The organism is Halomonas sp. EF61, from assembly GCF_040147045.1.
Classification (GTDB): Bacteria; Pseudomonadota; Gammaproteobacteria; order Pseudomonadales; family Halomonadaceae; genus Halomonas; species Halomonas litopenaei.
Genome location: NZ_JAMSHM010000001.1, coordinates 1,337,732 through 1,353,442, shown reverse-complemented (window position 1 = coordinate 1,353,442; position 15,711 = coordinate 1,337,732). Strand labels below are relative to the sequence as shown.

Here is a 15,711-nt window from a genome sequence, read left to right as displayed (position 1 = left end):
GCGGATCAGGATGCCGGATCGGGTCAGCCGGAACAACGCAGGTCGTCCATAGTAAGCACTTACATATCCCCGAAGCGTGATTGCAGAAGCGTCAGCGCCACCACCGGGGCGGTTTCGGTACGCAGGACCCGTGGTCCCAGGGTCAGCGCCGCAAACCCTTGTGCCGTCGCCGCCTCGACCTCGCGCGGGGACAGACCACCCTCGGGGCCAATCAGCACGCAGGCGCTGGCGACGCGCTCGGCGCGCTCGAGCACGCCTGGCGTACCCGGGTGGAGCACCAGCCTGAGCGCCTCGTCACGCTGGCCCAGCCACTCGCTCAGCGACTGCGGGGCCCTGACCTCGGGCACCGTGGCGCGGCCGCACTGCTCGCAGGCGCTCACCGCCACCGCCTGCCAGTGGGCCAGCTTCTTTGCCTCACGCTCGCCCTTGAGGCGCACATCGCCGTGCTCGGTGTACAGCGGAGTGATCGCGGCGACGCCGAGCTCCACCGCCTTCTGGATGGCGTAGTCCATGCGATCGCCCTTGGAGATCGCCTGCCCGAGATGGACGGACAAGGGCGATTCGCCCTTACCATCGCGCACTTCGAGTATGTGAACGCTTACTTTCTTGCGATCGGACTCGGCGATGTCGGCACGGGCTTCGCGACCCTGACCGTCGAACAGCACCAGGGGATCACCGGGCTTGAGCCGCAGCACGCGCCCCACATGTCGCGCGGCTCCTTCGGGCAGAACGACGTCGCCGCCGGCGACAAGCGCGGCGGCGACGTGGATGCGGGGGCCCTGGAAGGCGGCGTCGCTCATCAGTGGGCGGTCGGCGCCTGCTCGCCCTGGGCAGTGCCCTGAGCATCGCCCTGCTCGGCCTCGCGGCGCTTCTTCTGGGCGTAGAGCGCCTCGAAGTTGACCGGTGCCAGCATCAGCGGCGGGAAGCCGCCGCGATTGACCAGGCTGTCGACACACTCGCGGGCGTACGGGAACAGCACGTTGGGGCAGAAGGCACCCAGGGTGTGGTCGAGCTGGTCACCTTCGATGCCGGTGATGCGGAACAGGCCGGCCTGTTCGATCTCGGCCAGGAAGCAGGTGGTGCCGCTCTCGCTGTGGGTGACCTGGGCGGTGACCTTGATCACCACCTCGAAAAGGCCGTCGGCGACCTTGGTGCTGCGGGTGTCCAGGTCGAGGCCGACCTTGGGCTTGAACGGCTGACCGAAGACGCCAGGTGAGTTCGGCGCCTCGAAGGAGATGTCCTTGACGTAGATGCGCTGCAGCGAGAACTGCACCTGCGGCTTTTCCTGATCCTGCTGACCGGCGGCCTGGGCGCCAGCGTTCTGGTTGTTTTCGTCTGCCATGAGAAAGATCCTTGAATCGGGTAATCAGAAATCGTGCGGACGGTCACTTCTTGACGATGGGCAGGTTATCGGTCTGCCACTGGGTCATGCCACCCTTGAGCTTGAACACGCGCTCGAAGCCAGCCTTCTTGAGCTTGGCCGCCACGGCACCTGAGCTCTGGCCGTGCTTGCACACCACCACGATGGGCGAGGCCTTGACCTTGTCGAGCTCGTTGATACGGGAATCGAGGCTGCTCTGGGGAATGTTGCGAGCGCCGGCGATGTGTCCCGCCTTGAAGTCGTTCTTGTCGCGAACGTCCAGAATTACCGCGTCTTCGCGGTTGACCATCTGGGTCGCTTCGCTGGTGGTGACGCCACCGGCGTTGGCGTTGCGCAGCTCATACAGCAGCCAGGCCGTCAGCACGGCCAGGAAGGCAGCCACCAGCAACGGGTGATTCTGCACAAATTCGAACAGCTGATCGATCATGGGGTCGGCTAACTCTCGTCGGATGCAAAAATGGTGGTGGCCTGGGTGGCGAAATCGGCGTCCATGGCCTTTGTTACAAGATCTATGTCACAAGACCTGTGTCTCAAGGCCGGTGTTGCGAGTCCAGTCTACAGACCGGACGACGCGAGACGCAGGTACGTTGCCCGCGCTCGATCACCGCTACCCGCCGCAGGGCGGCCAGTATACACGACTCGGGGGCGATGCCGCCTGCCTCCGGACACTGCCTCGTCGGGTCAATGACGACCGCTGCCAGCGTGCGATATGATGCCGCAAGGAGGATCGTGTCGCGAGCCTGAAACCGCAAGCCACGAGACTCACGAAGACGCGCCGATTCTATTGTCGGGCGCGCTTCCCGAATCGCCAGGCACCAGCGTTTACCCACGACACCCCAGGACATCCGGCGACGACGCCAGGCGTCGAGCGCCAACAAAAGGATGCCGGGCGAGGTCATCTTGAGCTAGAGGCAATTCCTCATGACGGATACTGCGACCGCACCGCGCCCGGTGGCGCTTATCATCCTCGACGGCTATGGACACAATGAAGACGCCGCGTCCAACGCCGTCGCCGCCGCCGACACCCCCAACATGGACCGCCTGTGGCAGCAACGCCCGCACACCCTGATCCACACCGATGGCCGCCACGTGGGCCTGCCGGACGGTCAGATGGGCAACTCCGAGGTCGGTCACATGAACCTCGGCGCCGGGCGCATCGTCTACCAGGACTTCACCCGCATCACCAAGGCCATCGAAGACGGCGAGATCGACGACAATGCCGTGCTGACCGCGCCCATCGACGCGGCGGTGAAGGCGGACAAGGCGGTCCACCTGCTCGGCCTGCTGTCCCCCGGTGGCGTTCACAGCCACGAGGATCACCTGCTGGCGGTGGCCGAGATGGCCGCACGGCGTGGCGCCAAGCGCATCTACCTGCACGGTTTCCTCGACGGCCGCGACACCGCGCCCAAGAGCGCCAGAGCCTCCATCGAGCGCGCCAACGCCAAGCTTGCCGAGCTGGTGGGTCAGGACAACGGCTTCGTCGCCTCGATCATCGGCCGCTACTTCGCCATGGACCGCGACAACCGCTGGGACCGCGTCGAGAAGGCCTATCGCCTGATCACCGAGGGCCATGGCGAGCACCAGGCCGAGAGCGCCGAAGCCGGCCTCGACGCTGCTTATGAGCGTGGCGAGACCGACGAATTCGTCGCCGCCACCAGCGTGCGCCCGAACGGCAAGCCGGTCGCTGCCGAAGACGGCGATGCCGTGCTGTTCCTGAATTTCCGCGCCGACCGCGCCCGCGAGCTGACCCGTGCCTTCGTGCTCGAGGACTTCGACGGCTTCAACCGTCAAGTACAGCCGACGCTGGCCGCCGACGGTCTGGTCATGCTGACCCAGTATGCCGCGGATATTCCCGCGCCCTCGGCCTTCCCGCCAGCCGACCTGAACAACACCCTGGGCGAGGTCATGGAGAAGCGCGGCAAGACCCAGCTGCGCATCGCCGAGACCGAGAAGTACGCCCACGTCACCTTCTTCTTCTCCGGCGGCCGCGAGAAGGAATTCCAGGGCGAGAAGCGCGAGCTGATTCCTTCACCCCAGGACGTCAAGACCTACGACGAGAAGCCCGAGATGAGCGCCTTCGAGCTCACCGACACCCTGGTCGACGCCATCGACGGCGGCAGCTTCGACCTGATCATCTGCAACTACGCCAACGGCGACATGGTCGGCCATACCGGTGACTTCAACGCCGCCAAGGCCGCCATCGAGGCGGTAGACAAGTGCGTGGGCCGGGTGGTCGAAGCGATCGAGCGCGCCGGTGGTGCCTGCCTGATCACCGCAGATCACGGCAACGCCGAGCAGATGGTGCACCCCGAGACCGGCAACCCCCAGACTGCGCATACCACCTTCCCGGTGCCGCTGGTGTACGTGGGCAGCCGCGAGGCCCGGCTAAAGGACGGCGGTCGCCTGTGCGACCTGGCGCCGACCCTGCTGACCATGATGGGCGAGTCGGTGCCGGAGGAGATGACCGGCGAGGTACTGATCGAGCTGTCGTGAAGCCTCTTCGCACCGCAGCCCCAGTCGCGCCATCGAGGCGCCAGCCCGGCAGCTGCCCACCACCACGTACGACGCCGTCCCGCCCGGGGCGGCGTTGTGGGTTTGTCCGCGCGGCTGTCGCCCTGGGCGCAGCGGTCCTGTGGCTGGGAGGCCTGCCGCTCACTCCTGTGACACAGGCCGGCCTGCCGCTCGCTCAGGCCAGTCCCAGCGAGCAGCAGGCCAGGCAAAGGCTCGACGCCATCGGCGAGCGTATTCAAGAGGCCAGTCAGCGCCTGGCCAGCATCGATAGCGCCCGCGACCAGGCCAGCGAAGCCCTGCGCGAGGTGGAAACGGCGCTGGCCGAGACCCACCAGCGCCTGGATACGCTGCAGGCCGAACGCCGCCGGCTCGACCAGGAGATGGCCGAGCTTGCGCATCGTCGAGAACTGATGGAAGCCGAACGCCAGGAGCAGCGGGCAGCCCTGGGTCGTCAACTCGATGCGCTCTATCGCATGGGCCTGACACCACAGTTGAAGCTGCTGCTGAATCAGGACGACCCAGCACGACTGGACCGCCTGCAGGCCTATCTCAACCATCTTGCCGACGCCCGCAACGAGCGCCTCGATCTGCTCGCTGAACTGGACCAGCGTCTGGATGACAACCGCCGCGAGCTCGAACACCGCAGCGAGGAGCTGGCTTCCCTGGAGGCCGATGTGGCGTCCCGTAGCCAGGCCCTGGCCAGGCAGAGCCGCGAGCGTCAGGCGCTGGTGGCACAGCTCGACCAACGCTACGACACCGAGGCCTCGAAGCTGGCCTCGCTGGACCAGGACCGGGCCCACGCCGAGCGGGTGCTGCGAGAGGTGCAGGAAACCATGGCACGGCTCGAGCGCCCGCCGCCGTCCACCGCCATCGAGCGCACCCGAGGCGACCTGCCGTGGCCGGTGCAGGGCATGATGCTGTCGCGCTTTCGCGAATCCCGCGGCGTCCACCGCAACGGCATCCTGATTCAGGCGCCATCCGGGACTTCGGTCGAAGCGGTTCACCCCGGCCGGGTGGTGTTCGCCGACTGGATGCGCGGCTTCGGCAATCTGCTGATCGTCGACCACGGCGACCAGGTGATGACCCTCTACGCCCACCTGCAACGCTTCGAGACGGAGGTCGGCAGCCGTGTGGAGCGTGGCCAGACACTGGGCCGCGTCGGCGTCAGCGGAGGCCGCGACGCTCCGGGGCTGTATTTCGAGGTACGCCGAGGCGGAGACCCCATCGATCCTGGTGGCTGGATCGCGCGGCGCTGAGCACACGCCATTTTCAACCATCCGGCCTAAGGCTATGCTTGAACCTTGCCCCTACGTCGAGCGGAGACCGCATGACCGAACCCCGAGCCGCCCACCGTCCCTCGCGCCTCAAGACACTGACCGGGACTTGCCTTGCGTGGTGCCTCGCCGCGACCCTGGCCTGGCCTTCGCTGGCCAGCGCCCAGGCGACCGACGATGATCTGCCGATCAGCGAGATCCAGGCCTTCTCCGAGGTGTTCGAGCGGATCAAGCGCGGCTACGTGGAAGAGGTCGATGATGCGACCCTGCTCAAGAACGCCATGCGCGGCATGCTCTCGGAGCTAGACCCCCACTCCAGTTACCTCGACGCCGAGGCCTATCGCAACCTGAGGGAGACCACCGAAGGCGAGTTTGGCGGGATCGGCATCGAGGTCGGGCTCGACGACGGCCAGCTCACGGTGATCTCGCCGATCGACGACACCCCGGCCGAGCGCGCGGGACTTCAGGCTCAGGATGCCATCCTGCGCATCGACGAGACCCCCACCGATCGGCTATCCCTGCAGGAAGCGGTGGACATGATGCGTGGCGAGCCAGGCACCGAGATTCGCCTGACCGTGGTCGGCGCCGGCGATGGTGCTCCACGCGAGGTCACCCTGGCCCGGGAAATCATCCGTACCGACAGCGTGAAGAGCGACATCCTCGAGCCCGGCTACGGCTATCTGCGCATCAGTCAGTTTCAGGCCCGCACCGGCGAGCAGGTAGAAGATGCCCTGACCGAACTGCGCGACCAGGGGGCTCTGTCAGGCATCGTGCTGGACCTGCGCAACAACCCCGGCGGCGTACTGCAGTCGGCGGTGGACGTGGCCGACGCCTTCCTTGACCGAGGCCTGATCGTCTACACCGAGGGGCGCCTGTCCGATAGCGACATGCGCTTTTCGGCGACCCAACGCACCGCGGCGCCGGACGTGCCGCTGGTGGTGCTGATCAACGGCGGCAGCGCCTCCGCCGCAGAGATCGTCGCCGGCGCCCTGCAGGACCAGCGCCGAGGCGTGGTGATGGGCACCGAAAGCTTCGGCAAGGGCTCGGTGCAGCAGATCATGCCGCTGGGCAATGGTGAAGGGCTCAAGCTGACCACCGCGCTTTACTACACCCCTAACGGTCGCTCGATCCAGGCCCAGGGCATCGAGCCCGACGTCGAGGTCGTGCGCGGCCGGCTCGAGGTCGCCGATACCAGCAACCTGCGCATTCGCGAGTCTGACCTGGAAGGACATCTTGGCGATGGTGGAGATCGCGCCGGCAGCAGCCGCAGCGATCGGCTGGACGGCGACTACCAGCTGGGCGAGGCACTGAATCTGCTGAAGGCGCTGAATGTGATCAGTCAGCGCGACACGCGCTAGGGCTTGTCTGAAAAGTGCCTGCGCTCGGTAATACGGCGTTAAAAATCGGATCAAAATGCTCATTTACACCCCGTAAACTGCGCTTTCTCACCGATTTTTGCCTTGTCTAACCTTCGCTCGTCGACTTTTCGGACAGCGCCTAGGCCGGGCGACAAGGCCCTGGCCCGCACTCGGCCTGCCCCCTAGCGACAGCTAAGCGGCAGGCGTCCGCGTGAGCCGGTGGCCTGCTGCATGATCAGGCGCTTGATCGGAGACAGCCGGTCGACGCCGGAAAGCCCCAGATTGCGCGCCAGCGTCAGCCCCGGATGGCGGCTGCCGAACAGGCGCCGAAAGCCCTCCATCAGCGCCAGCATCATGGCGTTATCGCCACGCCGGCGCCGCTCGTAGCGTGCCAACAAGCTCAGATGGCCCGGCGCTACACCGCGACGGCGCCCGTTCAGCAACTCTTCGGCCAGTACCGCCGCATCGAGAAAGCCCAGATTCACCCCCTGGCCGGCCAGGGGGTGAATGCTGTGAGCGGCGTCGCCGATCAGCGCAAGCCCCGGCAGGTGGTAGCGCTCGGCGTGGCGCTGGCTGAGCGGGAAACTCCTGGCCTCATCCAGCACCTCCACCGCCCCCAGGCGATGATCCAGCGCCTCGGCCATGGCCTGGCCCAGCGCCGCCGGCGAGAGTGCCGCAAGACGTTCGGCTTCCTGCGGGGTGGTGGACCAGACGATCGAGCAGTAGTGGCTGTCTCCCGCCACCGTCAGCGGCAGGAAGGCCAGGGGGCCGGTGGCCAGAAAGGCCTGACGGGCTACACCGCCATGACGCCGCTCGGTCTTCACCGTGGTCACCAGCGCGCACTGCCCGGTGTCCTGTTCACGTACCGCAATCCCGGCCAGCTCGCGCAGCGGTGAACGTGCACCGTCGGCGCCGACCACCAGCGGGGCTGCCAGCACGCTGCCATCATCCAGGGTCACCCGCCGACGCACTGCGCCGTCGTCCAACGCCACCACCTTGCGACCATGCAGGCGTTGCACCTGAGGCAGCCTCGACAGTTCGGCTTCCAGCGCCGCCAGAATCACATCGTTCTCGACGATATGGCCAAGCACCGGCACCCCGGCCTGATCGGCGCGGAAGCCGACCTCGCCGGAGCCGTCGGCGTCCCACACCTGCATGGCGGTGTAGGGCGTGACGCGCCAGGCGTCGATGCGCGGCCAGGCACCGAGGCCTTCCAGCAACCGTCGAGACACCGGGGTCAGGGCGCTGACGCGGGGGGCCGGCACACTGCCCGGCAGGTCATCCGAGTCCAGCGGGCCCGGACGCGGGTCCACCATGGCGACCGTCCAGCCTTCCCGTGCCAGCAGCACGGCCAGTACGGCACCTACCATGCCGATACCGGCGATCACCACATCGACTCCCGTCGGCGCTGCCTTGGCGGCTGAACCCTCTGCCTGCTCCTTCATCGGCGTCTCGCTCTCCCAGTCTTCCTGACGATCACTGACTCGCTTGCACCACGTGCCTTTGCGGATTCGCCCTCAGGGTCTCGGCAACGCAGCGCACCCAGTGTACCGCCAAGGGCAATCCTATGCTCGACCGCCAGGCTTTCAGGGGCAGTGCCTGAAGTCTGCCTGACGCCATGGGAAGGCCCTGTGGGCCAGATGACACCAGCGGGCCAGGGTTGCCCCTACCCAATTATCGTTCGCTGCCCATGGCCCGCCTGGCGAGGCCCCGCCTCAGCGGCCCTGCGAGGTTCAGGCCAATCAGTCCTGCGGCACGGGCGTGGGACAGCAGTGACTGGTCGATGCCGAACAGCCGAATCAGACCGTCGCTGAAGCGCACCACATTGCGCTGGTCCGCTTCGCGGCGTCGCTCGAAGGAGGCCAGGGTCGCCGCGCTGCCAGGCGCCTGGCCGGCCTCGAGCCCTTGCTCGATGGCCTCGACCAGGTCGATCACCCCTCGCAGCGCGAGGTTGAAGCCCTGGCCCGCCACCGGGTGCAGGGCATGGGCGGCGTTGCCCAGCACCGCCAGCCCCGGCCGTGTCGTCTCCCGCGCGGTGACAAGCGACAGCGGGTAAACGTGACGCTGGCCGACCTTGACGAAGGCGCCGGCTCGATCGCCAAAGGCGGCCTGCAGCTCTTCGAGAAAGGCGCGGTCCGACAATGCCAGTCGGCGCTGTTCGCTGCCCTTTTCATGGGTCCACACCAGCTCCATGGCCTGGCCCGGCAGCGGCAGCAGCGCCATCGGGCCTTGCCGTGTGAAGCGCTCGTAGGCAACGCCCTGGTGGGGGCGCCCGACCGCGACATTGGCGATCATTGCCACCTGATCGTAGGGGGCCGCATCGCTCTCGATCCCCAGCGCCTCCTTGAGGCCAGAGCGACCGCCGTCGGCCAGTACGGTCAGGCCCGCCTCCAGCACGCTGCCGCTGGACAACCACAGAAGATGGCCTGCGGCCACGGGTTCGATACGCTCCACCCGAGCCGGACAGTGCCAGTCGAGCGGCAGTTCGGCCAGGCGGCGATGCAGCACCCGCCCCATCCAGGCGTTGGGTACCACGTAGCCGAGCGCCTCGACGCCCATTTCGTCGGCACGCAGTCGCGTCGCACCAAGGCGCCCCTTCTCACTGACATGGATCAGCGAGATCGCGCTGGCCTTCGCGGCCATGGCCGACCACACCCCGAGGCGCGAAAAGTGCGCGGCGGACCCCGCCGCAATGGCGCTGGCGCGGGCGTCGAAGCTTGGCTGCCAGGCGTCGTCTTCTCCCGCCGAAGGCGCTTCCTGCGCCGACGGTGCGAGCGGTGCCATCGGTGCGGCCTCAACCACCGCGACCTTGAGGCCGGAATGTTCGATCAATTCCGCCAGGGCCGCCCCCAGGCTCGCCCCCACCAGCCCCCCGCCGATGATCGCCACGTCGACCCGCTCGACCGCATGGCCACCTTCCTGGCAAGACCCCTGAGGGACGTTCGCTGAAAGGCGGCTTGCCGTTGGTTCCACAGTGCTCTCGGGGGTGTCTTGCGGCATTACTGTATTCCTGTAATAACTTTACGTAATCAAACATTTATTAGCGTGCTAGTTGGCTATAAAACCACCAACTGCCCTGGCGAAACAGCACCCTGATTTATACCTCAACCACCAGCATCCCTCCCTTGCAGGACCTGTGACACGACACTCTTCTGGAAAATTGGCGCACCCATGTGCGCGGTAATCCGACGATCATCCGGTCCACGACGACCCGATCCTCGACTATTCGGTCGTCGACCAGCGGCGGCGCCCCGGGCGGCGGCGAGAAGAGTCCATCACACCAGGGGCACGCACCGATGAGAAAGGTGTGATCGCCGAGAAAGGCATGATCCCCAAGGATAGATAAGCGGCCGATTCGCCGGCGACCCGAGCCCAGAAGTGCGCTGCCGGATCGATCACACCATCCAGCATAGCAGGCTATGGCGACGGGAAAAGGAGGGAAAAATCCCGAACTTTGCAGGCATCGTTCGGGACTTTGGCAAGCGTCAGTGGGTGGTGGGAGGCGTCTCGTCGACCTGCTCGACCTGCGGGGTGCCAGGGTGCTGTTCGGTATAGAGCAGCATCGCCGCCATGCGGGCGTGTTCGGTCAGGGCAAAGAGGTCGTTTTCGTTCTCGGCGCTGTCGTCGATATCGGTCTCGATGGCGGCCAAACCCGCGAGATCCTCGATGGCCTCCCTGAGCGGCTCGGACCACTTCTTTCTGGGCGCGTCGCCTGCATCCTCCACCACTTCGAGAAAGCCGAGGGTCCATTCCTTGAGGCCCTGGGCACGCTCGGCCAGCGAGAACATCTCGTCAGGCAGCAGCGGTTCGAAGTTCAGCTCAGTGCTGGCCAGGGCGTCCAGGGTCTGGCGGCGCCAGCCGAGCAGGCGTTCGGCGCTGGGCTCGTCTCTGGGCTGGTCGACCCCGAGGGTCAGGCAGACCTCCTCGAGCCAGGCCTCGGCGGTGAGGTCGTGCAGGCCGAGTGCCGCGCACAGGCGCCCGTCGAGAAAGGCCGGCGACTGCATGCTGCCATGCAGCAAAAAGGTGTCGGCGATGGTGGAGAAGTCCTGGCGTTCGTTGATCAAAGACATGATGATATCCGCTGAAGAAGAGGTTCAGGGTGGCAATACCGCGGCGCCCCCGGGGTGACCAGAAGCCGCTTGCCCATGGCATAGGCAAGCGCCGTCGGTGATCCCGTCTTGAGGTGTCGCGTTGACCCCCCGCTGAAGGCTCTCTTATAGTGACTCGCAATCGATCCCCGATGGTAACGCATCCTGCCCGTTCGGCGCTGCGTTAGCCAAGGCCCGCCCCGGAGCCAGGCCCATGAATGACACCAAGCGGCATACCACCGACATTACGCTGCTAGAACGCCCCTACACCATCGCCTGTGCCCCCGAGGAGCAGGAGGGACTGGAGCGTGCTGCCCGCTATCTGGACCAGGCCATGCAGGGGATCCACGCCCAGGGCAAGGTGGTGGATCGGGAGAAGATCGCCATCATGGCTGCACTCAATCTGGCCCACGAACTGCTTGGCCTGCGTGACGAGAAGCGAGCAGGCGAAGCCAGTCTGAGCGAGCTGAACACCCGCCTGGAACAGGCGCTCGCCAAGGCGCCGAGTCGCGATTCCGACGTCTGATCAAGGCTGATCTGGGCTTTCGGTACCTGAGCCCGCATCACGTCCCGCACCGCCCCGGTGGTCCGCGCCCCGCCTCATCTGCGAGAGCCGTGCCAGCACCTCATCCCCTTGCTGGTGTCTCGCGACCAGCGCGCCTGGTCGACACTGCCTCCCCAAGCACTCGAAGGCATCTTCACTTTGGCGCCAGGCCCCGGTCTGGTAGCATGGAGGAGTTCCCTGGGGTGTGCGCCAGTCGTTACAGTCCCTCGAGCCTATGCGCAGTACCCAGGGGGCCAAATGCTAGCCGGGCCTGTGTGCAAGTCCGTGCGACGGAAAGCCTGACGGCTCGGCTGCGGCCACCCACCTTGAACCTATGGGTTCAAGGGCCAGAACGACAGCGGCACTCTGGGGAACCTCGAATGAACGATCTGCGCTCTTCCATTGACGCACAGATGACGCTCGGACACTTGTCACGTACCGAGCTGCGGCGCGAACTGCGACGCCGCCGCCGGGCCCTGAGCCCGCGCCAGCAGCAGGCCGCCAGCCAGTCACTATTGGCTCGCCTGCGTCGCCTTCCAGAACTGCTGAGTGCCCGTCGCGTGGCGCTTTACCTGCCCAATGACGGGGAGATCGATCCTCGCCCCCTGCTCGACTGGCTACGCCAGCGGCGCGCCCAGGCCTATCTTCCGGTGCTGCGCCCCCTGAGCGACAATCGCCTGTGGTTCGTCCGCTACGACGAGCACACCCCCATGGTCGCCAATCGCTTCGGCATCAGCGAACCCTGCAGCCGTCACGGCGCCCATCCGTCGCGTCGTCTGCCGTCCTGGGCGCTGGACGCCATCCTTCTACCGCTGGTGGGCTTCGACGACGCCGGCCAGCGCCTGGGCATGGGTGGAGGCTTCTACGATCGCACCCTGGCCTTCGCCCATCCCGACAGCGGGCAGGGCGGCCCCAGGCCACGCCTGATCGGCCTGGCCCATGACGTCCAGCGCGTCGAACGCCTGCCGGTGGCCTCCTGGGACGTGCCGCTGAACGCCATCGTCAGTGATCAAAGAGTGATCCGCCCTGCCTGAAACGCCTCCGGCCGCCCCTGAGGGCGGCCGGAGTTGGATCTATGCCGATGTCGTGACCATGGTGCCTGGTGCGTCAACCTCCCACCAGCGCCTGGGCGTAGCCGGTTGCCACGACTCCCAGGCCGAACACCAGCACCAGTGACATGATCAGATCGGGCTTGCGTTTCATTCCTGACTCCCTTCATACGGCCGCTTGCCGTATTGTCTTGATGTTGTGGTCAAAGCGACTGACTCAGACTATAGGGTGATCACCCATGTATGGCAATCATCACGCTTCCACGATGAAACCCGCCAGCCAGGCGTCATCATGCCCAGCAAGTAAGTCAGCGCTTGCGCGCGCAGGATACGCCGCTTTGCCTCGACTTCCAAGACGTCATCCCGCCATGGCTATGCCATGAACAGTTGGTAGGCGGGATTGTCACTTTCCTTCCAATAGCGATAGCCAATGGCGTCAAAATGTTCCTCGACGTGGGAACGGTCCCCGTTGGGAATCTGCATGCCGACCAGCACCCGACCATAGGCAGCGCCGTGGTTGCGGTAGTGGAACAGCGAGATATTCCAGTCCTGGGGCAGGTGGGTCAGGAAGTTCATCAGCGCGCCGGGGCGCTCGGGAAACTCGAAGCGATAGACTTCCTCGGTGAACTCGGTACGGGGCCGGCCGCCGCCCAGATGACGGATATGCAGCTTGGCCAATTCGTTGTCGGTCAGATCCTCGACCGGGTAGCCCGCCTCGATCAGCTTGCCGATCAGCGCCTGGCGATCCTCGCCGCCCGGCTTGACCTGTATGCCGACGAAGATGTGGGCCTGGTCGGCATCGGCGTAGCGATAGTTGAATTCGGTGACCATGCGCTTGCCGATGGTGCGGCAGAACTTCTTGAAACTGCCAGGTCGCTCGGGAATGGTCACCGCCAGGATCGCCTCGCGCTGTTCGCCGAGTTCGGTGCGCTCGGCGATATGCTGGAGCCGATCGAAGTTGGTGTTGGCGCCAGAGTTGATGCATATCAGGGTCTGGCCCTCGGCCCCGGTCTCCTGGATATACTTCTTGAGACCGGCCAGCGACAGCGCGCCGGAGGTCTCGGACACCGCCCGGGTATCCTCGAAGATATCCTTCACCGCCGCACACATCTCATCGGTGTTGACGGTGATCACCTGGTCCACCAGGTCACGCATCAGGGAAAAGGGAATCTCGCCGATCTGCGCCACCGCCACACCCTCGGCGAACACCCCGACCTGTTCAAGGATGACCCTTTCACCGGCCTCCAGCGCGGCCTTCAGGCAGGCGCTGTCCTCGGCTTCCACCCCGATCACCTTGATCTCCGGGCGCAGGTACTTGATGTAGGCCGCCATGCCGGCGATCAGGCCACCACCGCCCACCGGAATAAACACAGCATCGATGGGGCCGCTGTGCTGACGCAGGATCTCCATGGCCACGGTGCCCTGTCCGGCGACCACATCGATATCGTCAAACGGCGGGATATAGGTGTAGCCGTGGGCCTCGACCAGCTCCTGAGCGTGCTCTGCTGCGGCAGCGAAGGCGTCGCCCTTGAGGATGACCTTGGCGCCCCAGCCGCGTACCGCAGCCACCTTGATCTCCGGGGTGATGCGAGGCATCACGATCACCGCCTTGACGCCCATCTGCTTGGCCGCCAGCGCCAGGCCCTGGGCATGGTTCCCGGCGGAGGCGGCGATCACGCCCTTGGCTTTCTGCTCATCGGTCAGGTGAGCCATGCGATTGTAGGCACCGCGCACCTTGAAGGAGTGCACCGGCTGAAGGTCTTCACGCTTGATCAGAATCTGATTGTTGAACCGTCGCGACAGCATGGGCGCAGGTGAGATCGGCGTTTCTCGGGCGGCTTCGTAGACCCGGGCCTGGAGAATCTTCTTGACGGTAGCTTCGAGCATTCTGGTATCCAGCGTGAGGGAGGCGGGCAAAACCCCTATTGTTAGCATCGCCTCACGCCCAACGTCCAGCGCCAGCCACCCCAGGCAGACATTGCTTGCCTCGGTGCCGAGCTGCCGCAACCGCGATGAAGGCGGAAACGGGCGGAGCCCAGGCACCACGGTGACACGCCAGACAGCGTTTCTTCCGTCTTTCGCGATGCCCTATAATGGCCGCAGCTTTCCTCTTCTCACGCTCCCCATCGCAGGTATTCCATGACCCAGGACGAACTCAAGGACGCCGTCGCTGCCGCCGCCATCGACGAGGTCCGCCCGATGCTCGGCCGTGACATCGTGATCGGTGTCGGTACCGGCTCCACCGCCAACTGCTTCATCGACCGCCTGGCAGAGCTGCGCGGGGACTTCCGCGGAGCGGTGGCCAGCAGCGAGGCCAGCGCCCAACGATTGAAGGGGCACGGCATCGACGTCTACGAGCTCAATGAAGTCGGCACCATGCCGGTCTACGTCGACGGCGCCGACGAAGTGAACGCTCACCTACAGATGATCAAGGGTGGGGGTGCCGCGCTGACCCGCGAGAAGATCGTGGCGGCCTGCTGCAAGACCTTCATCTGCATCGCCGACGCCTCCAAGCGGGTCGAGCGCCTGGGCGACTTCCCGCTGCCCATCGAGGTGATTCCCATGGCCCGTTCCTACGTCGCCCGGGAACTGGTCAAGCTTGGCGCCGATCCGGTCTACCGCGAGGGCGTGGTCACCGACAACGGCAATCAGATCATCGACTGCTACGGCCTCGACATCGATGACCCCGTCGCCCTGGAGACCCGCATCAACGCGATCGTCGGGGTGGTGACCAACGGCCTGTTTGCCGCTCGTCCAGCGGACATCCTGCTGATCGGCGGCGCCGACGGCATCAGCCGGCATCTTCCTGCCTGAGCCTTGCTGACCGAGCCTTCCCGTCCACGTCATCTCACTTGTGCACGTGGGCGGGATCGCAGTCCTGGGACCCGGGTCGCGCCTCGCTTCTTGCTGCGTACTTCTTGCTTGTTATTGTCGGCGCCCCTTGTTGTATCCCCTGCTGAAGCCTGGCTGGATGTCTCCGTTTCCGGAGACACGGGGTCGCGTTCCTTGAAATGACCACCTGATAGCCAACATTCTTTGCACGCCCGCCAAACCATGCCCTTCGCGTCTCGCCTTCACCACTTGCAGGCCTGTCCTGACGATATACCTTGACGTTCTTTTGGTTAAATAAGGCAAAAATGTCATTTCGGCTACGTGAAAGACGCTTGAAACACCATTCAGGAAAAGCATCTCCAATAGCCATCTACAAACAAGCACAGAACAAATTCATAAACCCTAAATAGAAAGCCTCATATTAAATCAATAAAAAAGACAATAAAAACAACAAAAATTTATACAACAGTTATTTTAAACTCTTGTTATAATGAAGCACTTTAAATCCTTTTTTGCTTATCTAGCCATCATGTACCTTCGGGCATTGTGTCGCTTTCACGGCGACAAATATGGTGCTTCACATGGGTCCGGGAAATTTGACGAAGCGTATCGAGCCTGACAGTGACCGCTTCGTTAACGGCATACGACAAGCAACATTCTACTTCGTCCAGACC

General features: G+C 65.0%; 13 protein-coding genes and 1 other RNA gene. 7 read left to right on the top strand and 7 right to left on the bottom strand.

Features of this window, described 5'->3' with window-relative positions:
• Positions 1 to 59: 59 nt before the first annotated feature.
• From NFI08_RS05855 to NFI08_RS05845, 3 genes are read right to left on the bottom strand one after another with little or no spacing between them, the layout of a single operon-like run.
• Positions 60 to 800: a 16S rRNA (uracil(1498)-N(3))-methyltransferase gene (locus NFI08_RS05855; protein WP_213227495.1), complete on the bottom strand. Its 741-nt coding sequence runs from the start codon at positions 798 to 800 to the stop codon at positions 60 to 62.
• The gene (secB, locus tag NFI08_RS05850) at positions 800 to 1,342 is read right to left on the bottom strand and encodes a protein-export chaperone SecB (RefSeq protein WP_108131927.1); all 543 of its coding nucleotides are present in this window, start codon (positions 1,340 to 1,342) and stop codon (positions 800 to 802) included. Before secB ends, NFI08_RS05855 begins: the two co-directional genes overlap by 1 nt.
• 43 nt (positions 1,343 to 1,385) lie before the next feature.
• Complete coding sequence (locus NFI08_RS05845; protein ID WP_045990988.1) at positions 1,386 to 1,808, bottom strand: rhodanese-like domain-containing protein; 423 nt, start codon at positions 1,806 to 1,808, stop codon at positions 1,386 to 1,388.
• A gap of 494 nt (positions 1,809 to 2,302) precedes the next feature.
• Here NFI08_RS05845 and gpmI point away from each other — a divergent pair, with 494 nt between their 5' ends.
• The 3 genes from gpmI (at position 2,303) to NFI08_RS05830 (ending at position 6,524) form a co-directional block, all read left to right on the top strand.
• Positions 2,303 to 3,874, top strand: a complete 1,572-nt coding sequence (gene gpmI, locus NFI08_RS05840; protein WP_349587941.1) for a 2,3-bisphosphoglycerate-independent phosphoglycerate mutase — start codon at positions 2,303 to 2,305, stop codon at positions 3,872 to 3,874.
• 167 nt (positions 3,875 to 4,041) lie between these two features.
• The gene (locus NFI08_RS05835; protein WP_349587938.1) at positions 4,042 to 5,148 is read left to right on the top strand and encodes a murein hydrolase activator EnvC family protein; all 1,107 of its coding nucleotides are present in this window, start codon (positions 4,042 to 4,044) and stop codon (positions 5,146 to 5,148) included.
• A 71-nt stretch (positions 5,149 to 5,219) separates the two neighbouring features.
• Positions 5,220 to 6,524, top strand: a complete 1,305-nt coding sequence (locus NFI08_RS05830) for a S41 family peptidase (protein WP_349587935.1) — start codon at positions 5,220 to 5,222, stop codon at positions 6,522 to 6,524.
• Positions 6,525 to 6,706: 182 nt separating this feature from the next.
• On the opposite strand, the gene NFI08_RS05825 is transcribed toward NFI08_RS05830, so the two are convergent.
• From NFI08_RS05825 to NFI08_RS05815, 3 genes are all read right to left on the bottom strand, one after another.
• Entirely contained in the window at positions 6,707 to 7,969 is a 1,263-nt protein-coding gene (locus NFI08_RS05825; RefSeq protein WP_349587933.1) for a UbiH/UbiF/VisC/COQ6 family ubiquinone biosynthesis hydroxylase, read from the bottom strand.
• A gap of 229 nt (positions 7,970 to 8,198) precedes the next feature.
• The gene (ubiH, locus tag NFI08_RS05820; protein ID WP_349587930.1) at positions 8,199 to 9,524 is read right to left on the bottom strand and encodes a 2-octaprenyl-6-methoxyphenyl hydroxylase; all 1,326 of its coding nucleotides are present in this window, start codon (positions 9,522 to 9,524) and stop codon (positions 8,199 to 8,201) included.
• 485 nt (positions 9,525 to 10,009) lie between these two features.
• Entirely contained in the window at positions 10,010 to 10,594 is a 585-nt protein-coding gene (locus NFI08_RS05815) for a UPF0149 family protein (protein WP_045990983.1), read from the bottom strand.
• 232 nt (positions 10,595 to 10,826) lie between these two features.
• Between NFI08_RS05815 and NFI08_RS05810 the strand changes: the two genes are divergently transcribed.
• From NFI08_RS05810 to NFI08_RS05800, 3 genes are all read left to right on the top strand, one after another.
• The gene (locus NFI08_RS05810) at positions 10,827 to 11,138 is read left to right on the top strand and encodes a cell division protein ZapA (protein WP_045990982.1); all 312 of its coding nucleotides are present in this window, start codon (positions 10,827 to 10,829) and stop codon (positions 11,136 to 11,138) included.
• 210 nt (positions 11,139 to 11,348) lie between these two features.
• Positions 11,349 to 11,533, top strand: a non-coding RNA gene (gene ssrS / locus NFI08_RS05805) — 6S RNA.
• Positions 11,534 to 11,536: 3 nt separating this feature from the next.
• A complete protein-coding gene (locus NFI08_RS05800) occupies positions 11,537 to 12,190 on the top strand; it encodes a 5-formyltetrahydrofolate cyclo-ligase (RefSeq protein ID WP_108449607.1) in 654 nt (217 codons plus the stop codon).
• A 387-nt stretch (positions 12,191 to 12,577) separates the two neighbouring features.
• On the opposite strand, the gene ilvA is transcribed toward NFI08_RS05800, so the two are convergent.
• Positions 12,578 to 14,140, bottom strand: coding sequence for a threonine ammonia-lyase, biosynthetic (gene ilvA, locus NFI08_RS05795; RefSeq protein WP_260425355.1), 1,563 nt, complete (start codon positions 14,138 to 14,140; stop codon positions 12,578 to 12,580).
• Between the two features lie 204 nt (positions 14,141 to 14,344).
• Between ilvA and rpiA the strand changes: the two genes are divergently transcribed.
• Entirely contained in the window at positions 14,345 to 15,019 is a 675-nt protein-coding gene (gene rpiA, locus NFI08_RS05790) for a ribose-5-phosphate isomerase RpiA (protein WP_045990979.1), read from the top strand.
• The last annotated feature ends 692 nt before the right edge of the window (positions 15,020 to 15,711 follow it).